This is a genomic window from Acinetobacter sp. HY1485, from assembly GCF_027568475.1.
Classification (GTDB): Bacteria; Pseudomonadota; Gammaproteobacteria; order Pseudomonadales; family Moraxellaceae; genus Acinetobacter.
Map to the genome: position 1 here is coordinate 277,756 of NZ_JANKZG010000002.1, position 17,804 is coordinate 295,559.

Annotated in this window: 15 protein-coding genes and 1 pseudogene; 4 read left to right on the forward strand and 12 right to left on the reverse strand. The window is 37.8% G+C overall.

The window, feature by feature from the left end:
* Positions 1 to 75 precede the first annotated feature (75 nt).
* The gene (locus PCI70_RS03225) at positions 76 to 1,347 is read left to right on the forward strand and encodes an OprD family outer membrane porin (RefSeq protein ID WP_269913911.1); all 1,272 of its coding nucleotides are present in this window, start codon (positions 76 to 78) and stop codon (positions 1,345 to 1,347) included.
* Between the two features lie 51 nt (positions 1,348 to 1,398).
* Here the strand turns inward: PCI70_RS03225 and ppa are convergent, their stop codons facing one another.
* Both ppa and PCI70_RS03235 read right to left on the reverse strand, forming a co-directional pair.
* Positions 1,399 to 1,926 (reverse strand): inorganic diphosphatase, encoded by a 528-nt coding sequence (gene ppa / locus PCI70_RS03230; RefSeq protein WP_269913912.1) that lies wholly within the window; start codon positions 1,924 to 1,926, stop codon positions 1,399 to 1,401.
* 72 nt (positions 1,927 to 1,998) lie between these two features.
* Complete coding sequence (locus PCI70_RS03235) at positions 1,999 to 2,397, reverse strand: MAPEG family protein (RefSeq protein WP_269913998.1); 399 nt, start codon at positions 2,395 to 2,397, stop codon at positions 1,999 to 2,001.
* Positions 2,398 to 2,488: 91 nt separating this feature from the next.
* Here PCI70_RS03235 and PCI70_RS03240 point away from each other — a divergent pair, with 91 nt between their 5' ends.
* The gene (locus tag PCI70_RS03240) at positions 2,489 to 2,872 is read left to right on the forward strand and encodes a hypothetical protein (RefSeq protein WP_269913913.1); all 384 of its coding nucleotides are present in this window, start codon (positions 2,489 to 2,491) and stop codon (positions 2,870 to 2,872) included.
* A 222-nt stretch (positions 2,873 to 3,094) separates the two neighbouring features.
* A pseudogene (locus PCI70_RS03245) lies at positions 3,095 to 3,584 on the forward strand (DinB family protein).
* 181 nt (positions 3,585 to 3,765) lie between these two features.
* Here PCI70_RS03245 and PCI70_RS03250 read toward each other — a convergent pair.
* The 8 genes from PCI70_RS03250 to PCI70_RS03285 all read right to left on the reverse strand — a co-directional run bounded on the left by PCI70_RS03250 (position 3,766) and on the right by PCI70_RS03285 (position 14,573).
* Positions 3,766 to 5,073 carry a PepSY-associated TM helix domain-containing protein gene (locus tag PCI70_RS03250; RefSeq protein ID WP_269913914.1) on the reverse strand — a complete coding sequence of 436 codons (1,308 nt, stop codon included), beginning with the start codon at positions 5,071 to 5,073 and terminating at the stop codon, positions 3,766 to 3,768.
* Positions 5,074 to 5,203: 130 nt separating this feature from the next.
* Positions 5,204 to 6,886 (reverse strand): AMP-binding protein, encoded by a 1,683-nt coding sequence (locus PCI70_RS03255; RefSeq protein ID WP_269913915.1) that lies wholly within the window; start codon positions 6,884 to 6,886, stop codon positions 5,204 to 5,206.
* Between the two features lie 26 nt (positions 6,887 to 6,912).
* On the reverse strand, positions 6,913 to 9,120 hold the full coding sequence (parC, locus tag PCI70_RS03260) for a DNA topoisomerase IV subunit A (protein ID WP_269913916.1): 2,208 nt from the start codon (positions 9,118 to 9,120) through the stop codon (positions 6,913 to 6,915).
* Between the two features lie 94 nt (positions 9,121 to 9,214).
* On the reverse strand, positions 9,215 to 10,408 hold the full coding sequence (locus PCI70_RS03265) for an MFS transporter (protein WP_269913917.1): 1,194 nt from the start codon (positions 10,406 to 10,408) through the stop codon (positions 9,215 to 9,217).
* 80 nt (positions 10,409 to 10,488) lie between these two features.
* Positions 10,489 to 11,793: an MFS transporter gene (locus PCI70_RS03270; protein ID WP_269913918.1), complete on the reverse strand. Its 1,305-nt coding sequence runs from the start codon at positions 11,791 to 11,793 to the stop codon at positions 10,489 to 10,491.
* A gap of 5 nt (positions 11,794 to 11,798) precedes the next feature.
* A complete protein-coding gene (locus tag PCI70_RS03275; protein WP_269913919.1) occupies positions 11,799 to 12,440 on the reverse strand; it encodes a trimeric intracellular cation channel family protein in 642 nt (213 codons plus the stop codon).
* 30 nt (positions 12,441 to 12,470) lie between these two features.
* Complete coding sequence (locus tag PCI70_RS03280; protein WP_269913920.1) at positions 12,471 to 12,938, reverse strand: YchJ family protein; 468 nt, start codon at positions 12,936 to 12,938, stop codon at positions 12,471 to 12,473.
* A gap of 39 nt (positions 12,939 to 12,977) precedes the next feature.
* Positions 12,978 to 14,573, reverse strand: a complete 1,596-nt coding sequence (locus tag PCI70_RS03285; RefSeq protein WP_269913921.1) for a TerC family protein — start codon at positions 14,571 to 14,573, stop codon at positions 12,978 to 12,980.
* A gap of 264 nt (positions 14,574 to 14,837) precedes the next feature.
* On the opposite strand from PCI70_RS03285, the gene PCI70_RS03290 reads away from it, so the two are divergent.
* Positions 14,838 to 15,419: a TIGR00730 family Rossman fold protein gene (locus PCI70_RS03290; protein WP_269913922.1), complete on the forward strand. Its 582-nt coding sequence runs from the start codon at positions 14,838 to 14,840 to the stop codon at positions 15,417 to 15,419.
* Between the two features lie 21 nt (positions 15,420 to 15,440).
* Here PCI70_RS03290 and PCI70_RS03295 read toward each other — a convergent pair whose 3' ends face one another.
* Together PCI70_RS03295 and guaA are read right to left on the reverse strand one after the other, a co-directional pair.
* Positions 15,441 to 16,106, reverse strand: coding sequence for an HNH endonuclease (locus PCI70_RS03295; RefSeq protein WP_269913923.1), 666 nt, complete (start codon positions 16,104 to 16,106; stop codon positions 15,441 to 15,443).
* A 40-nt stretch (positions 16,107 to 16,146) separates the two neighbouring features.
* Complete coding sequence (guaA, locus tag PCI70_RS03300) at positions 16,147 to 17,715, reverse strand: glutamine-hydrolyzing GMP synthase (RefSeq protein ID WP_269913924.1); 1,569 nt, start codon at positions 17,713 to 17,715, stop codon at positions 16,147 to 16,149.
* Between the last annotated feature and the right edge of the window lie 89 nt (positions 17,716 to 17,804).

Consider the following 17,804-nt stretch of genomic DNA (forward strand, 5'->3'; position numbering starts at 1 on the left):
ATAGATTAGTTAGGATTTTTGTTAATTCCTTGTGTTTTATTTACACAAAAAAACAGTGACTTATCGGACAATTCAATGCATAAGATGACCAAACTTACATTAGCTATTTTAATTAATGCTGCACTTCTTTCGACAGCATACGCCAGTGAGCAAAGTGAATCTAAAGGTTTTGTTGAAGATTCTAAAACCAGTATTTTGTTCCGTAATGGTTGGATTTATCGCGATCGCTCAGCAGGACGCTATGACTTAAGCTCATGGGGGCAAACTATTAATGCTCAATATGATTCAGGCTTTACCCAAGGTACAGTTGGTTTTGGTGTAGGGGCAGTCGGTAGCTTTGCATTTAAAATTGGTGATAACAAGCATTCTGGTAACCAAATGATTGCTCATCACAACGATGGTACACCGTATGATCAATGGGCACGAGGTGGTGCAAATGTTAAAGCACGTATTTCAAATACAACTGCCATTTACGGTACACAAATCTTAGATTTACCCGTGATGAGTAGTAATGAATCGCGCCTAACACCTGAATACTTTACAGGAACGCTTGTAAAAAGTAATGAGATTGATAACCTATCTTTAATTTATGGTCACTTCACAAAAGATCAATACTCAGATCAAGTGAGCACCGATGGTAACCATTTAAAACGTGCAGATGTTTGGGGTGCACAATATAAGTTTAATGATGCGTTAAATGCGTCATATTTTGGTGCACAATTTAAAGATGCTCTACAACGCCATTACTTAAATGTAAATTATAAATATCCTGTTGCAAGCGATGCATCTTTAACGCTTGATTTTACGGGCTATCATACTAAATATGAAAAAGACATTTATGGTGATTTATCTTTCCCAACAGGTGAAGCAAATACAGAGAAAAAGAATAATATTTGGGCAACTTCTGCAACTTATAGTCAAGGCGCGCATACAGGAATGCTCGCGTATCAACAAAGTACAGGAAACGTAGGCTACGACTATAACCTTGCAGGCGATGGTGGTGGTAGTATTACTGTACCAAACTCGTATTTATCTGATTATAACGGTAATGGCGAAAAATCTGTTCAAGCTATGTATTCTCTTAACTTTGGTACATTAGGTATTCCTGGTTTAACTTGGACCACTGCTTATGTTTACGGTTGGGACATTAACGTTCAAAACGTAACAGACAATGGTAAAGAGCATGAATTATTTAACCAAGTAAAATACACTATACAAAATGGTTGGGCTAAAAATGCAAGCTTTAAAGTACGTAATTCAACGTATCGTGCATCTGATAGCTATAACGGTTATTTAGGTAACACCAACGAATGGCGTTTATTCATTGAATACCCACTTAACTTTTAAGTCATTAAAAAAACCTACACAATTGTGTAGGTTTTTTTATCGCGTTAAAGCTTATTTTTTAGCAGCTTCAATCGCTTTAAGTACTTCTGCTTTTGCTACATCAGCACCTTCCCAACCTGAGATTTTAACCCATTTACCAGGTTCTAAATCTTTGTAATGAGCAAAGAAATGCTCCACTTGGTTTAAAAGAAGTTGTGGAAGGTCTGTATATTCTTGAACATCTTTGTACAGTGGAGATAATTTTTCGTGTGGTACTGCAATTAATTTTGCATCAATACCACCATCATCTTCCATTTTTAGTTTACCAACAGGACGGCAACGAATGACTGAACCTGGTGCAACAGGGTGTGGTGTTACAACAAGTACATCTAATGGATCACCATCTTCAGAAAGCGTATTTGGCACATAACCATAGTTTGCAGGGTAAAACATTGCTGTACCCATAAAACGGTCTACAAATAACGCATCTGAATCTTTGTCAATTTCGTATTTAATTGGCGCAGCATTTGCTGGGATTTCAATAATAACGTAAATATCGTTTGGTGCGTCTTTGCCCGCAGGGATATTGTTGTAGCTCATGCGTTTACTCTTTAAACTTTAAAATAAGTTGCTCAAGATTATAGTAGTTTTTGAATATCTTTTTAAAGGCATTTACGTTAAACGAATCACCAATATCAATAAATAGACAGGGCAACACATCGAAAGTAACCAGACTATACTACGCAAAGTTGCTAAATTTGCTAAATAACATCCTGCATAAATAAGACGTAAAGCAATGTAAGCCATCCCTAATGTCATAATAATCGTTTGGTCAATCACCATATATTCTGCCATTAAAATAGAGGCAATAAATAAAGGTAAACTTTCAAAGCTATTTTGCTGAATGGCATTGGCACGCGCTGCCATACCTGTTGCTTTGGTTAAAAACTCTCTTGGGTTTTTATTATCTTGTGCGCCAAAACCACTACTCATTTTTGCAATTATTGTAAACGCATAGGGAAGTAAACACGCCACTAAAATAAGATAAACAATGCCACTGATGTTGTGCATCATCTTTGGTCTCGTTTGTAGTAGAAGAAAGTTTTTATCATAGCATGGGTTTTGAGTATAATTGTTTGATATATATTTTTACTGTAGTGATATGGCTCAATCAGATCAGCAAGACCTTTTGAATGCACTTGTAAAGCAACAAACTGCCATTAAAAAAGTAAACCGTATTTTGTACATCCTATTGCCTATTGTTGCTTTTATGGTGTGTGTTATTTGTGCAAATGCCACTATTGCTTCAACTATTGGAACATTCTTTATGCTGACTATTGCACTATTGGCGGTAGGTATAAAACGTTGGTCTATTTTTGCATGGTTATTTTTAGTTGCAGTATATTGCTTGGCAGATAATTTATTTACTTATGGCACAATTGCAACACGCCCGTTAGAAATGCAAATGGGTGTCATGCTATTTTTTGTCGTGATTATCCATATGGCACGCCCTTATTTAGACCGTATGATGATTGAGAAAATTTAAAATTTTGTTTTACCCCATGCCTTCAACGCATTAAGTGGTTACTTTAAAGCTATTTTGTATGATACATCGCTAAAAAAATAGGTTTTAAAATTATGTTGTATCTTTATTTTAAAGATTTAGTTTTACTAATGATTTTCAAAATTTTTAATTACTTTAGAAATACCTTGTATTTAAATAAACTAAATCATAAGTTAGATTAAAATATTTTAAGATAAAAAGATTATGGACAGTCTTTATTTATTGGCACAATATAATATCTGGGCAACTCAATAAAACACTTCGGGTAGTTTCTCAAGAAGATTTTTATAAAGATAATGGCTTATTTTTTAAAAGTATTTTTGCAACACTCAACCATCTACTTGTGGGTGAACATTATTTATGGTTTCCAAGATTTAATACAGGCACATCGCCCCATTTAGCACTAAATACTATTATTGAGCACAATCACATCAAACTATTAGATGAGTTAGAAAATAAAGCACAAAATTGGATAACGTTTCTTTCAAATTTATCTGATGAAAAATTAGAGGGTAATCTTTGCTATACAACCTCTCAAGGTATTGAGTATTGTGTATCCTATTAAGATGCACTACACCACGTATTTATGCATGGTACACACCATCGTGGGCAAATTACTGCGGCACTTACTCATATGGGATATAAATGTCCAGCAATTGATTTAATTTATATGCTAGTTGATAGAAAAAATTAAAGTGTTAGATAGACTTCCTTTCTATTTAAAAAATTAATTTAACTCAATACTTTGCATCGCCTCAAGAACAAAATATTTATATCAGATATGTCTGGTTTTGATTCAATTAACCAATGAGTTAGATCTTGTGAAACATGCCATATAATATAACTGAGTCATAAGATCGTAATGCCACCTTAACCTAAGACTTACTTAATTGATAATACAGGAATACAACCAACTGTAAGATCAGTACACTAACCACCCAAACAGGAATGATAAAGTATAATAAAAACAATAGAATAAAGAATGTTGTTTTCTGATACACATGCCACTTGTGCCAAAGCTCTAGGATATCTACATTAAATTTTTGTAATGTTTGATAAGGACGTTGATATCGCCACCAAGTAAAATAAACACATGTGAGAAGAACTAAAAGAAATGCAGCTGCAAGCACCAATAAAAGCTGATTAATCCATCCAAATAGAACACCAATATGAAAATCTACGCCCCATCTGGTCAGTTTGGCAGAGAGTGGAAAATCCTGAAAACTTAAACGATCAATAATATGATCATTTGACATATCCACTGCAAGTGCATTCACTTGAATTGGCCAACGATGATTTATTTCTTCTATCGACCATGCTTGGTCTTGGCGATAACTTGGTTTAATTTGTAATGCCTGAGCATTTAAGCCATTTTGATGCGCAATATTTAAAATCCGATCAAAATCTTTTAAATTAAGCTGTTGTATTTCATCTTTTACCATATGCATATGGTGTTCAGCATGTAAGTCTGTCATTTGGGGCATAGTGGCCTGTAACGATCTTTTTAAACTTGGCGTATCACTGTTAATAAGATGTCTAATTTGAGCAATATTTTCCCCCGTCCATTTTGACCAAGTGAGTCCAGTCACTGAAAAAAACAGCAATATTGGTAAAATGCTTAACCCAATTAAATAATGCCATTTAATCAAATATCCTTGTTTTCCCACATCCTGTTTACGATGCCTTATCCACCACTGTAAACAACCCGTTAATGCAAAAAAACCTAACCAACTTGCTGCAAACTCACTATATATTCGTCCATATTCGCCCAATAACAAACTACGATGAAGTTGATCTAAAAACGTTCTGAGAGGTAGGACGCCACTCGTTCCATAAACAGCAAGCTGACCTTGTATATGTAAATTATATGGATTAACAAAGATTGCAAATGTTTGATTAGGATGTGTTGATACCTGATAAATTATTCGAGTAGTATGATTTATAGTAGTAGGTGTACGTACTGCAAAGATTTGCGCCTCTTTTGGTAAAACTGCTAAAGAGGCTTGAATTTGTTCACTGATTAAGTGCGATTTTTGATTTGGTAAGTGCTGAGCAATAATGTGCTCTTGATAGATAAAGTTCTCAAACTGAGGAGTCAACCCATACAATAATCCTGTCAGTGCAGCCACAAAAATAAAAGGCGCAATTAAAATTCCTAACTGATTATGAATAATTTTGAGCAACTGACTTTCAACATATAAGTGACTGACTCAAAATTATACACCTACACTTATCCTCTTTTTCTTAAAAAAAGTAGTTTTGTATTCAACAACTCATTAAAAAAAAGACCGATTACTCGGTCTTTTTTGGGTTTTAAGATTGCTGTTTTGCTTTTAGCTCTTTACGCAAAATTTTACCGACATTCGATTTTGGTAACTCATCCATAAATTCAACATAGCGCGGACGCTTATAACCTGTTAAATTTTGTTTGGCATACGCTAAAATTTCTTCTGTAGTTAAAGACGCATCTTTTTTAACAATAAAGAGTTTTGGTGCCTCGCCTGATTTTTCATCAGGGATACCAATCACAGCCACCTCCAACACTTTTGGATGCTGTGCTACCACTTCTTCAATTTCGTTTGGATAAACATTAAAGCCCGATACCAAAATCATATCTTTTTTACGGTCAACAATTTTAATATAACCGCGCTCATCCATTACCCCAATATCACCTGTGCGGAAAAAACCATCTTTGGTCATTGCCTGTTCAGTTTCTTCAGGGCGTCTCCAATAGCCTTTCATCACTTGTGGTCCACGAATACTAATTTCGCCTTGCTCACCACGTGTTACTTCTTTACCTGCATCATCTAACAATGCAACATCGGTAGTAGGCAATGGAATACCAATTGTACCTGTAAATTCTTCAGAGACAGGTGGGTTAAATACCACCGCAGGCGATGTTTCAGATAAACCATAACCTTCGTGAATAATAAGCCCTGTATATTTTTTCCATGCTTCTGCTGTAGATGGTAAAACAGACATACCACCACCTACTGCAATTTGCATGGCACTGTGGTCAAGCTTTTGGAATTCTTCGTTATGCACCAACGCATTAAATAATGTGTTCACGGCAGGAAATAACGTTGGTTTGAACTTACCAATTTCTTTGACAAGTGCAGGTAAATCACGTGGATTAGGGACAAGTAAATTGGTTGCACCTTGGTATAAACCATAAATTTCACATACGGTAAATGCAAAAATATGATACAGCGGTAAAGCACATAAAAAACGATAATCACACGGTTCTAATTTTTTAAACTTACTGTCGAATAGGTTTTTAATTTGAAGTGTATTGGCAATAATATTTTTGTGCGTAAGCTCCGCACCTTTTGCAACGCCTGTTGTACCGCCTGTATATTGCAACAGTGCCGTATCATTTAAACTCATTTTCGGGCGTTTATAATGATTTGGATTGACTTTATTTAGTGCTTGGTTAAACGAAACATGTCCTGCAATGTTCCATTTCGGAATTTGTTTACGCACATTACGCAATACAAAATTGACTAACGTTCCTTTAATCATGCCCAACATATCGCCCACAGAGGCAACAACCACGTGTTTAACAGGCGTTTTACCCACAATTTTTTCGTAAACTGAGGCAAAATTTTCGATAATCACCAACATATCGACTTCAGCATCATTGAGTTGATGTTCTAATTCACGTGCTGTGTAAAGTGGATTAACATTGACCAAAATACAGCCTGCACGTAAAACACCCAAGCTCACTACAGGATATTGCAACACGTTAGGCATCATCACTGCCACACGTGCTCCTTTTTCTAAGCCTAAGCTTTGTAAGTAACATGCAAATTTACGGCTTGCGACTTCTAGTTCGCTATAAGTGATACTTTTGTCCATAAAAACAAATGCATCACGCGAGCCGTATTTTTGAAAATTTTGCTCAAGTACATCAATCAGCGACGTATGTTCAGGTGGTAAAGTGATTTTGTCTTGAATACCTGTTTTTTCGTACTCTTTAAACCAAATCTTTTCCATAATGCCAGTTAACTCCAGTTCTTATATTATGCCACAGTGAGCTTAGTCGCTTTTTGATAGCCTCGAGGCAACGTTTGCCCTTTACTTGCACGCTTAGCTACGTATTTTTGCAAGTCATCCCCTTTTAATTTTAAGGTTCGTTGCCCTGCGGTCACTTCTAAAACATCATTTTGTGTCAAGGCAATCAAGTCCACAATGTGCTCTTTTGCCTCTAATTGCATTAATTTATTCCCTTTTCCTTTGTTTAGCATTGGCAATTCTGATAATTCCATCACTAAAACACGCCCTGCCGAATTGAGTACGGCAACATATTGCTGTGTATCTTCAACAATATTTAAAGGAAGTACCTGCGCGTTTTCAGATAAAGTCACAAATGCTTTACCTGCTTTTGCATTGGTATCTAACCCTTTGGCTTGGGCAATAAAACCATAGCCTGCGCTTGTGGCAACAATAAATTTTTGCTCATCAGGCGCAATCAATAACTGCTGAAAATTAATACCACTAGCAGGGCTTAAACGAGAACTTAAAGGCTCTCCCAAACCACGCGCAGAAGGGAGTGATGCAATGGGCAAGGCATAACTACGCCCTGCTTCGTCTAATACATAAACACGTTGATTGGTTTTACCCACAGCATGGCTTAAATATTCATCGCCTGCACGATAGTTCAATTTAGAAGCATCCACCTCACCTTTGGCAGCACGTATCCACCCTGCTTGCGACATCACCACCGTTACCGTTTCGGCAGGCATTAAATCTTGTTCTTTAATTTGTACGGCATCTTCACGCTCCACAATTTTAGAACGGCGATCATCACCAAATTTTTTACTATCTGCTTTTAGCTCATCAATAATGAGTTTTTTAAGTGATTCGGGGTTTTCTAATTGCTCTTTTAAAATAGCGGCTTGTTTAGATAACTCATCTTGCTCGGTACGAATTTCCATTTCTTGCAGCTTTGCCAATTGGCGTAAGCGCAATTCCAAAATGGCATCAGCTTGAATTTCATCTATCTTAAAGTGTTCAATCAATGCAATTTTAGGATGATCTTCTTCTCGGATAATCCGAATCACGGTATCAATATCTAAATACGCAATGAGTAAGCCTGCCAAAATATGTAGGCGTTTTTCAATTTTGTTAAGATGATGCTGTAAACGGCGTGTCACGGTATTTTTACGAATTTCAATCCATTCTAATAAGATTTGGCGAATCGATTTAACCTGCGGACGACCATCTACCCCAATCATATTGAGGTTGACACGGTAGCTACTTTCTAAATCTGTGGTCGCAAATAAATGACTCATTACCGTATCTGCATCCACACGGTTAGAACGCAATACCACCACGATACGGGTTGGATTTTGATGATCAGATTCATCACGAATGTCAGTAATGAGTGGTAATTTTTTTGCCTGCATTTGGTCGGCAATTTGGGTAATGACTTTTGAACCAGACACCTGATATGGCAAATGCGAAATAAAAATTTCATTTTTTTCGACCGTATAAATAGCACGCATACGGTAACTGCCACGCCCTGTTTTTTGAATTTTCAACAGATCGGCAGGTGGTGTAATGATTTCAGCTTGTGTCGGTAAATCGGGTGCAGGGATAAACTCTGCCACTTGCTCATCGGTTAAGTGTGGTTTACGGATCAATGCGATCGTGCCTTTGACCACTTCACGTAAATTATGAGGTGGAATATCCGTTGCCATACCCACGGCAATGCCCGTTGTACCATTTAATAAAATATTCGGCACACGCGCAGGTAAGTTAATTGGCTCTTTTAATGATCCATCAAAGTTATCTTGCCAATCGGCTGTACCTTGCCCAAGTTCAGATAACAGTAACTCACTATATTGCGATAATTTTGCTTCGGTATAACGCATGGCTGCAAATGATTTTGGATCATCAGGTGAACCCCAGTTGCCCTGCCCTTGCACAAATGGATAGCGATAACTAAACGGCTGTGCCATCAATACCATTGCTTCATAACAAGCAGAGTCCCCATGGGGATGGTATTTACCTAACACATCGCCCACCGTACGAGCAGACTTTTTAGGTTTACCACTGAACTTTAAACCAAGCTCGCTCATGGCATACACAATACGGCGCTGTACAGGCTTTAAACCATCACTAATGTGCGGTAAAGCCCGATCCATAATGACGTACATGGCATAGTTTAAATATGCCTGTTCGGTAAATTCTGCGACAGAACGATTTTCAGTTGCTTGACTAGACATAAATTAAAACAGCCATATTTCTTACTTGTTATCAGGTGACTATGCTAGTGTGTGAAGCCTCTAAGAACAAGTCTTGACATGCGTTTGTGCCGATTTATTGATACCGAATATTACGGCTATTTTGCCACTGTAAATATGCCATTAATGCCACTGCAATTAAAATTGCACCCGATGCAGTACCGTACAAATTTTGCATACCAATTAGAGGAATAAGCAAACCTGCAATAGGACCAATTAACATTAAAGCAATATCTAAAAAGGCATTATATACACCTAATGCAGAACCACGATGGTGCACTTCAACTTGCTTGACAGCCTCAACACCCAACGCAGGAAATACCAAAGAAAAACCTGCACCGACCAAAAATGCACCTACATACACCACATGCAAATTTTGCGTTTGCCAAATTAAAAACAAACCAAGTGCTTCAAATATAAAAGACACGAGTGATACCCGAATACCACCAAATCTAGGAATAGTCCGCGCTAAAATAAGACGAATAAAGACAAAACCTAAACTAAATACACTCAGCGCATAGGCAGCGTTTGCCCAATGTTGTTCATGAAAATACAGTGTAATGAAGGTGGAAATAACACCAAAACCCACCGTACCAAGTGCAAGTCCAACACCAAAAACCCACACTTTAGAGACCACTTTTAAAAAAGCAATTTTTGTATCTACATCGGCATTTACTTTAATAGAGGGTTTACGATATGCCAAAATCAAACCCAAAACAGCAATAGCAACGGTAAAAAATGCAAAACCTGCTTGGGAAAAGTAATTATTTAATAGCACACCTAATGGTGCACCAATGGCCATGGCTAAATAAGTCCCCACGCCATTCCAAGAGATCACGCGTGAGACTTCTGTACGGTCAACTAAGTTCATACCCCAAAGTGTTGCACCTGTACCACCAAAACTCTCGCCTGCACCTAAACATAAACGCCCTAAACCCAATAATACTAAACTCAGTATCGGTTGATTTGCACACCAAACAGCGCATACAGAAAGTATGCCACTTGCTGTACAACAACTTAGCCCAATCAATACCACTTTTCTTGCACCCAAACGGTCTGCTAAACGTCCTGCTCTTGGGCGTGTTATCAAGGTTGCTAAATATTGCAGACTAATAATTGCGCCTGCAATAAAAGAGCTATATTGCAAGTTATGGTTAACAAATTGCGGGAGTACGGCAAGTGGTAAACCAATTGAGATATAGGTAAAAAAAGTAAAAATAACAACAGATAAAATTCGCTTATTTAACTGAAAATTACTTAACGACTCCATGTAGTTTTATTCTCGTTTTATGTCCCTATACCCGAGTATACAAAAGAATACTTCAGGGATAGGGTTTCTATACAAAACTACTAATCAAGGATTTTACCTTTGGTTTCTTCACCAAGCACTATAACCACTAACGCAACAGCGACTAAAACTGCCGTAAACATAAAAAATACCCGATGAAATGCGCCATCAAGTACCATCAGCTGTGTCACAATTAAAGGAGCAGTAATACCACCAACACGCCCAATGGCTGATGCCCATCCCGCACCAAACGCACGCATTAAAGTTGGATATTGTTCAGGCGTATAGGTATACAACACACCCCATGCGCCCAAATTAAAAAACGACATCAAGCAACCCCACACAATCAAACTTGTATTACTTGCTGATTGTCCAAAGAAATAAGTAGATACTGCACATAGCAAAATAAAACTTGCTAACGTGGTTTTTCTTCCCCATTTTTCAACGCACCATGCTGCCACCACATACCCAGGAAGTTGGGCTAAAATCATAAATAAAACATATTCAAATGATTTAACAATATCAAAACCTTGTTTAACCAATAAACTTGGCAACCACGTAAAAATACCATAATAGGAAAATACAATACCAAACCAAATGAGCCACAGCATTAATGTTCTTTTATAAAAAAGTCTTTGCCACAATTGTTTAAAACTCACCTTTTGTATGGTGACAGGTTTTACTTCAGCAATATCAATTACGGTGATTTGACTTTGTTTTTCTAAATCTTGGACAATTTGGTGCGCTTGTTGAATTTTTCCTTTATTGACTAAGTACGGCACAGATTCGGGAATTTTGGTTAAAATAATCCAAACATAAAATAAAGGTAAACCGCCAATTAAAAATGCAGCGTGCCAACCTATTTTAGGAATAATCCAATACGAAATTAAAGCAGCACATAACCAGCCCAAACCCCAAAAACTTTCTAATAAAACAATAAAACGCCCACGAACCTGTGATGGGATATATTCACTCACTAAACTCACTGCAACAGGTAACTGACCACCTAAACCAATACCCACCAAAAAACGTAGAATCAGCAAATAGGTCAAATTAGGTGCAAAAGCACATAAAGCGGTTGCTGTGCTATAAATTGCAAGCGTACAGGCTAATACTGTTCTACGTCCAAATTGGTCGGCTAAACGCCCTGCTACCACTGCACCCAATGCCATTCCCACAAAGGTCAGACTCACAATGAATCCGCTTTGGCTTGGGCTAAGCTGCCATGCTTTAACCAAACTCGGCATAATAAATGCAATCATGCCTGTGTCCATGGCGTCAAACATCCACCCCAATCCTACAATAGCCAACAAACGGTAATGAAACCGCCCAACAGGTAAACGCTGTAATCTTGAAATAATGTCCATATTATTTACTCATCTTGAGATGAAACCGATTGTTCATCATCATCTTGATAGATAAATTTTGGCATTTCTAAACCAAAATAAATGGCAATAACACGTAAACTAAAGCCAAACACTAACGTGGTAATAATGCTTGCTTCTAGGTTTAAACCAATTGCCTGACATGCCCAATAACACATCACTGCCACAAACGAAATACTGGCATAGAGCTCACGGCGAAAGACCAATGGTACATCGTTACACAAAATATCGCGTAAAATACCACCTGACACCCCTGTCATCACTCCTGCAACCGCAGACACCACAAAGCCATGCCCCATGCTAATGGCAATTTGACAACCAATAATCGTAAAGCCGATTAGACCCAATGCATCGAGTAACAAAAACACAGAGCGTAAATGACGCATCCATTTAGCAATTAAAATAGTAGCAATAGCTGCAAAGCAAGTTAAAACCAAGTATTCAGGGTGTTTTACCCAACCTAATGGATAGTGACCTAGCAACACATCACGTACAGAACCACCGCCAAGTGCTGTCACACATGCAATCAAAATAACCCCAAACCAATCCATGCTTCGTCGTCCTGCTGAAAGCGCACCTGTCATGGCTTCGGCAGTAATTGCAACAATATAAATAATGGTTAACAGCATACCCACTTCCTTTTGGGAGCAAAATTATGTTTAAAGAAATGATGCACAACAATGCTTATATTTTTTACCCGAACCGCAGATACATGGATGCTTCATACTTGGCATAAATGTCAACGTTGGATCTAAAAAATACCATTGGTTTTGATGGAAAACAAAATAAGAACTTTCATGATGTTCTTGGTCTTTTATACCATCGTGATAGTACGCTTTGAACTCCACTAAAGCATGATGCTTATTCACTTGTGCCACATGTTGTATGACCTCAAGTTTTTGCCATTTATTTTGTAAACTCCATTGGCGAATAGCAGGCACATCTAAATGTGGCTGTTGCCCCAAGGCAGTGGTTTGTACCAAATAATCAATATTGTGTTTGGCAAAAGCACTATAGCGAGAGCGCATCAGCTCTTCTGCATTTTGTGCTGTTTTTTGTCCTAAATGAAATGGTTCACAGCACACGGCATAGTCATTTTTTCCACACGGACAGGTTAAATTACACATAAAAAAATAGCCCTCATATTGAAGGCTATTTTAACTTAGTTAGTCATCGTTGGTCTGCGGTTTTTCTAACATCACCACATGCACTTTTTCAATTTTGTGCCCATCCATCGTCACCACTTCAAAGCGATAACCATCGGCTTCAACCACATCACCATTTTCAGGTAAACGCCCTAAATGCATTAAAATATAACCCGAAAGTGTTGAATATTCTTCACTGTCATCAACTAAGTCTTTACCTAATAATAATGATAAATGACGAATGTCTGTTGAACCTTCCAACATCAATGACCCATCATCTAAACTTTCTGCAACTGCCTCTAGCTCATCTTCGTCAGGGAACTCACCTGCAATGGCCTCTAAAATATCAATGGGTGTAACCACACCTTCAATAGAGCCATATTCATTAAGTACCAATGCCATTTGTAATGGTGCTTGACGTAATTGCTCCATGACCATCAGTACGTCTGCATTTTCATGCACAATCATGGGCTCGCGTAAATGCGGTGTTACTTCAAAATGATGTGTTTCGATATATTGATTGAGCAATTTATGCGTTAAGGCAATACCTGCTAAATTATCTAGTTCGCCATGTGCAAAAATAATGCGTGAATGCGTCATTTGCATTAAACGCTCTTTGACTTCTTCAGGCTGATCGTCTAAATCAATCCACTCAATTTCTGGTCGTGGTGTCATCACAGATTTAACAGGACGCTCAGCTAAACCAATCACCCCTTGCACCATCACACTATGGTAAGCACTGTTTTCGCCATTAAATAATTCTTCTGCTAATGCCTGTGTCGCCAGCACATCATGGTTAGCGTTGTCGTGCTCTGATGTAGTATTACTGCTTTTCTTACCACCCAACATACGCATAACAGCAGAAGCAGTTTTGTAACGCAAATCGGTTGTTGTAACCAGCTTTTCTTGATTACGGCGTGCAGCTTGGTTAAGCACCTCAACCAATACAGAAAACCCAATCGCCGCATATAAGTAACCTTTTGGAACATGATAACCAAAGCCTTCCACAAGCAGTGAAAAACCAATCATCATCAAAAAGCCTAAACATAAGACAACAACAGTTGGGTGTTTATTCACAAAATTCATGAGGGGTTTAGATGCCCACATCATGATACCCACGGCAACCACGACTGCAATCATCATGACAGGCAAGTGTTTTACCATACCCACCGCAGTAATCACACTATCGAGTGAGAATACGGCATCAAGCACTACAATCTGTGCAATCACAACCCAATATGCAGGATATTCTGTCGCTTCTTGCTTAGACTGTGATTTACCTTCTAAGCGTTCGTGTAATTCCATTGTGCCTTTAAACAGCAAGAACACACCACCAAAGAGTAAAATTAAATCACGCCCAGAAAATGGATGATCGAATAAGTGAAATAAAGGCTGAGTGAGCGTAATTACCCATGCAATAGATGCAAGTAATACCATACGCATACATAGCGCAAGGAATAGACCTAATAAGCGTGCACTATCACGTTTTTCAGGCGGTAATTTTTCTGCCAAAATTGCAATAAAAACAAGGTTATCAATACCGAGAACAATCTCAAGGACAACCAATGTGGCAAGACCTACCCATGCCGAAGGATCTGACATCCATTCAAACATCATTGGTTATACTCCTGCAAAGCGATTGAAATAGAAGATAAAGAAAGCGCCGAAAAACAAATGGCTTTTTTTAATTGTTGAAAAAAATGTGTTGAGCGTCGACAACCACTACTCATATGCATAAAAATGTTGTGAAACGATTTTTTAGTATAGGGAAGATTGTTCCGAAATTCATCATTTTTTAGTATTTTTTACACAGTAATTGCTTTCGTTTTTTTGAAAAATTCCTGTTATATTCTGAGCAGACAATAAAGAGGAGTTTGACACATGACAAAAAAAACACACCGCCCTTTAGTGGCACTTTATTGTGGTTCACGCACAGGTAATAAAGCCATTTATTTAGAAAGTGCCATTCAGCTTTCACAAGGACTTGCCGAGCATGGCTTTGGTATTGTTTATGGCGGTGCAAGCATTGGTTTGATGGGACAAGTTGCCGATACAGCATTAGAATTTGGTGGCGAAGCGGTTGGCGTTATTCCTGAATTTATGTTGGATTATGAAGTTGCACATGAGAGCTTAACAGAGCTTCATGTGGTTAAAACCATGCACGAACGTAAAGCAATGATGGCAGAACGTGCGAGTGCTTTTATTGCCTTACCCGGTGGGCTTGGCACATTTGAAGAAATTTTAGAGGTCGCAACATGGGCACAGCTTGAACAACATCAAAAACCAATGATTTTATATAATGTAAATGGTTTTTATAACACCCTTGTCGCACATTTAGACCATGCCGTGACAGAGGGTTTTTTACCGCCCCAACATCGTGCAAAACTTATTGTTTGCAATCATATTAATGAAATTTACAGTGCCTTAAATGGGTTAAAAGCACCTGAGCATGTGTTAGTTTAATCTTTATTTTTCATGAGCAATTTAAGACTTAAAAATATATTGATGGTGATAATCTAAATAGGTTTTATGTTGCTCATGAAGTATGCCATTTATATTACTTAATAATCCTAATTGAACTTGTACATTTTTAGATAATTTAGAAGAGTAAATTAGCGCTTGATTCTCCGTAAACGTAATTAAGCCTTGATCAAATAATTTATCGTAGGTTGGCGTTAAGAGTAATCCATTATAACCGTCAATTTTTTCGGAAGGGTTACTTACTGCCCAAGGCTTAATATGCGATGCAATTAGCAACTGTGGTAATTCGCAGCCTGTTACAATACATTTTTGATTAATATCAAAGACATTTTTTCTAAATTTATTTTGTGCTAAACGTATTTTAATCAATCTTTTTGTTTCTACTTGTTGATTCAAATTCTCAAAACACATTCCTGACTGATCTATATTTGATAAATATTCTTCATACCACTTTAAAGCAGATGAATACATATTATTACCTTTTATATTTCGCTCATGATAGATCTCTAATTCATCAAGTTGTTGTTTTAATGCCATGAACTCTATCAAATCATTTGGTATCTCATAGCTAGGCAACCATTTTTTAATATTATTAAAAATAACCGAACTATACTTCTTTGCTGTAGCATCAGATTTTCCTTGCTTAATCAGCCATCTTTGAAACTCCATATTTACCTCATAAAAAAGGACGCCTGAGCGTCCTTTTATCTTATTCCCACTCAATTGTTGCAGGTGGTTTAGATGAAACGTCGTACACAACACGAGAAACATCTTTAATTTCATTCATAATACGCGTTGAGATTTTATCAACAAGGTCATACGGTAAGTGTGCAAAACGCGCGGTCATAAAGTCAACCGTTTCTACTGCACGTAATGCCACAACCCATGCATAACGACGACCATCACCCACAACGCCTACAGACTTAACAGGTTGGAACACAGCAAATGCTTGTGCTGTTTTATCGTACCAACCACTTGCTCGTAGTTCTTGCATGAAAATGTCATCTGCAAGACGTAAAATGTCTGCATATTCTTTTTTCACTTCACCCAAAATACGTACGCCTAAACCAGGACCTGGAAATGGATGACGGTAGATCATGCTATGTGGCAAACCAAGTGTTGTACCTAACTTACGTACTTCATCTTTAAACAAGTCACGTAATGGTTCAACTAAATCGAATGCTAAATCTTCTGGTAAACCACCCACATTATGGTGTGATTTAATTACGTGTGCTTTACCTTGCTTGCTTGCAGCAGATTCAATCACGTCAGGGTAAATTGTGCCTTGTGCTAAGAATTTAACGCCATCTAACTTACGCGCTTCTTCTGCAAATACTTCAATGAACTCACGCCCAATAATTTTACGTTTTGCTTCTGGGTCTACTTCACCTGCCAGCGCATTTAAGAAGCGATCTTCTGCATTTGCACGAATGACACGGATGCCCATGTTTTCTGCAAACATTTGCATCACTTGCTCGCCCTCGTTTAAACGAAGTAAGCCGTTATCTACAAATACGCATGTGAGTTGGTCACCAATTGCTTTATGCAACAATGCTGCCACTACCGAAGAATCTACACCACCTGATAAACCTAAAAGAACTTTTTCATCACCAATCTGTTCGCGTAATTGTTCTACACGTAAATCAATAATGTGTTCTGCTGTCCACAAATTTCCACAACCACAAATGTTGTGTACAAAATTAGATAGTAATTCAGCACCTTTATCAGTATGTGTAACTTCTGGGTGAAATTGAACACCATAAAAGCCACGTTTTTCATCACTTACCGCAGCAAAAGGACAACTTGGTGTGCTTGCAGTTGTCACAAATCCTTCAGGAATTTTGCTAACTTTATCGCCATGGCTCATCCAAACGTGAAGCTGATTTTCTTGGTCTTGTAAATTACCAATTAATTTATCACGCTTTAAAATATCAACTTCAGCATAACCAAACTCATGTACTGTACCTGGCTCTACTTTACCGCCAAGCTGTTCTGACATGGTTTGTAGACCATAGCAAATACCCAATACAGGCACACCTAAGTTAAATACAACTTCTGGCGCACGTGGACTACCTTCTTCATGTACACTTTCTGGACCACCAGATAAGATAATCCCATTTGGATTAAATGCACGAATGTCTTCTTCAGACATGTCATACGCATACATTTCTGAGTACACACCTGCTTCGCGAACACGGCGTGCAATAAGTTGACTGTATTGTGAACCGAAATCCAAAATCAGGATACGATCTTCAGTAATTTGAGTATTGGTCGTCATGGAATCCACTAACATAGGCAAAGAAGATAGGCACGAAATTTTAGCATTTTTCCCTAAGGGAGTATATATGTTAAAAACAACCGCTTATT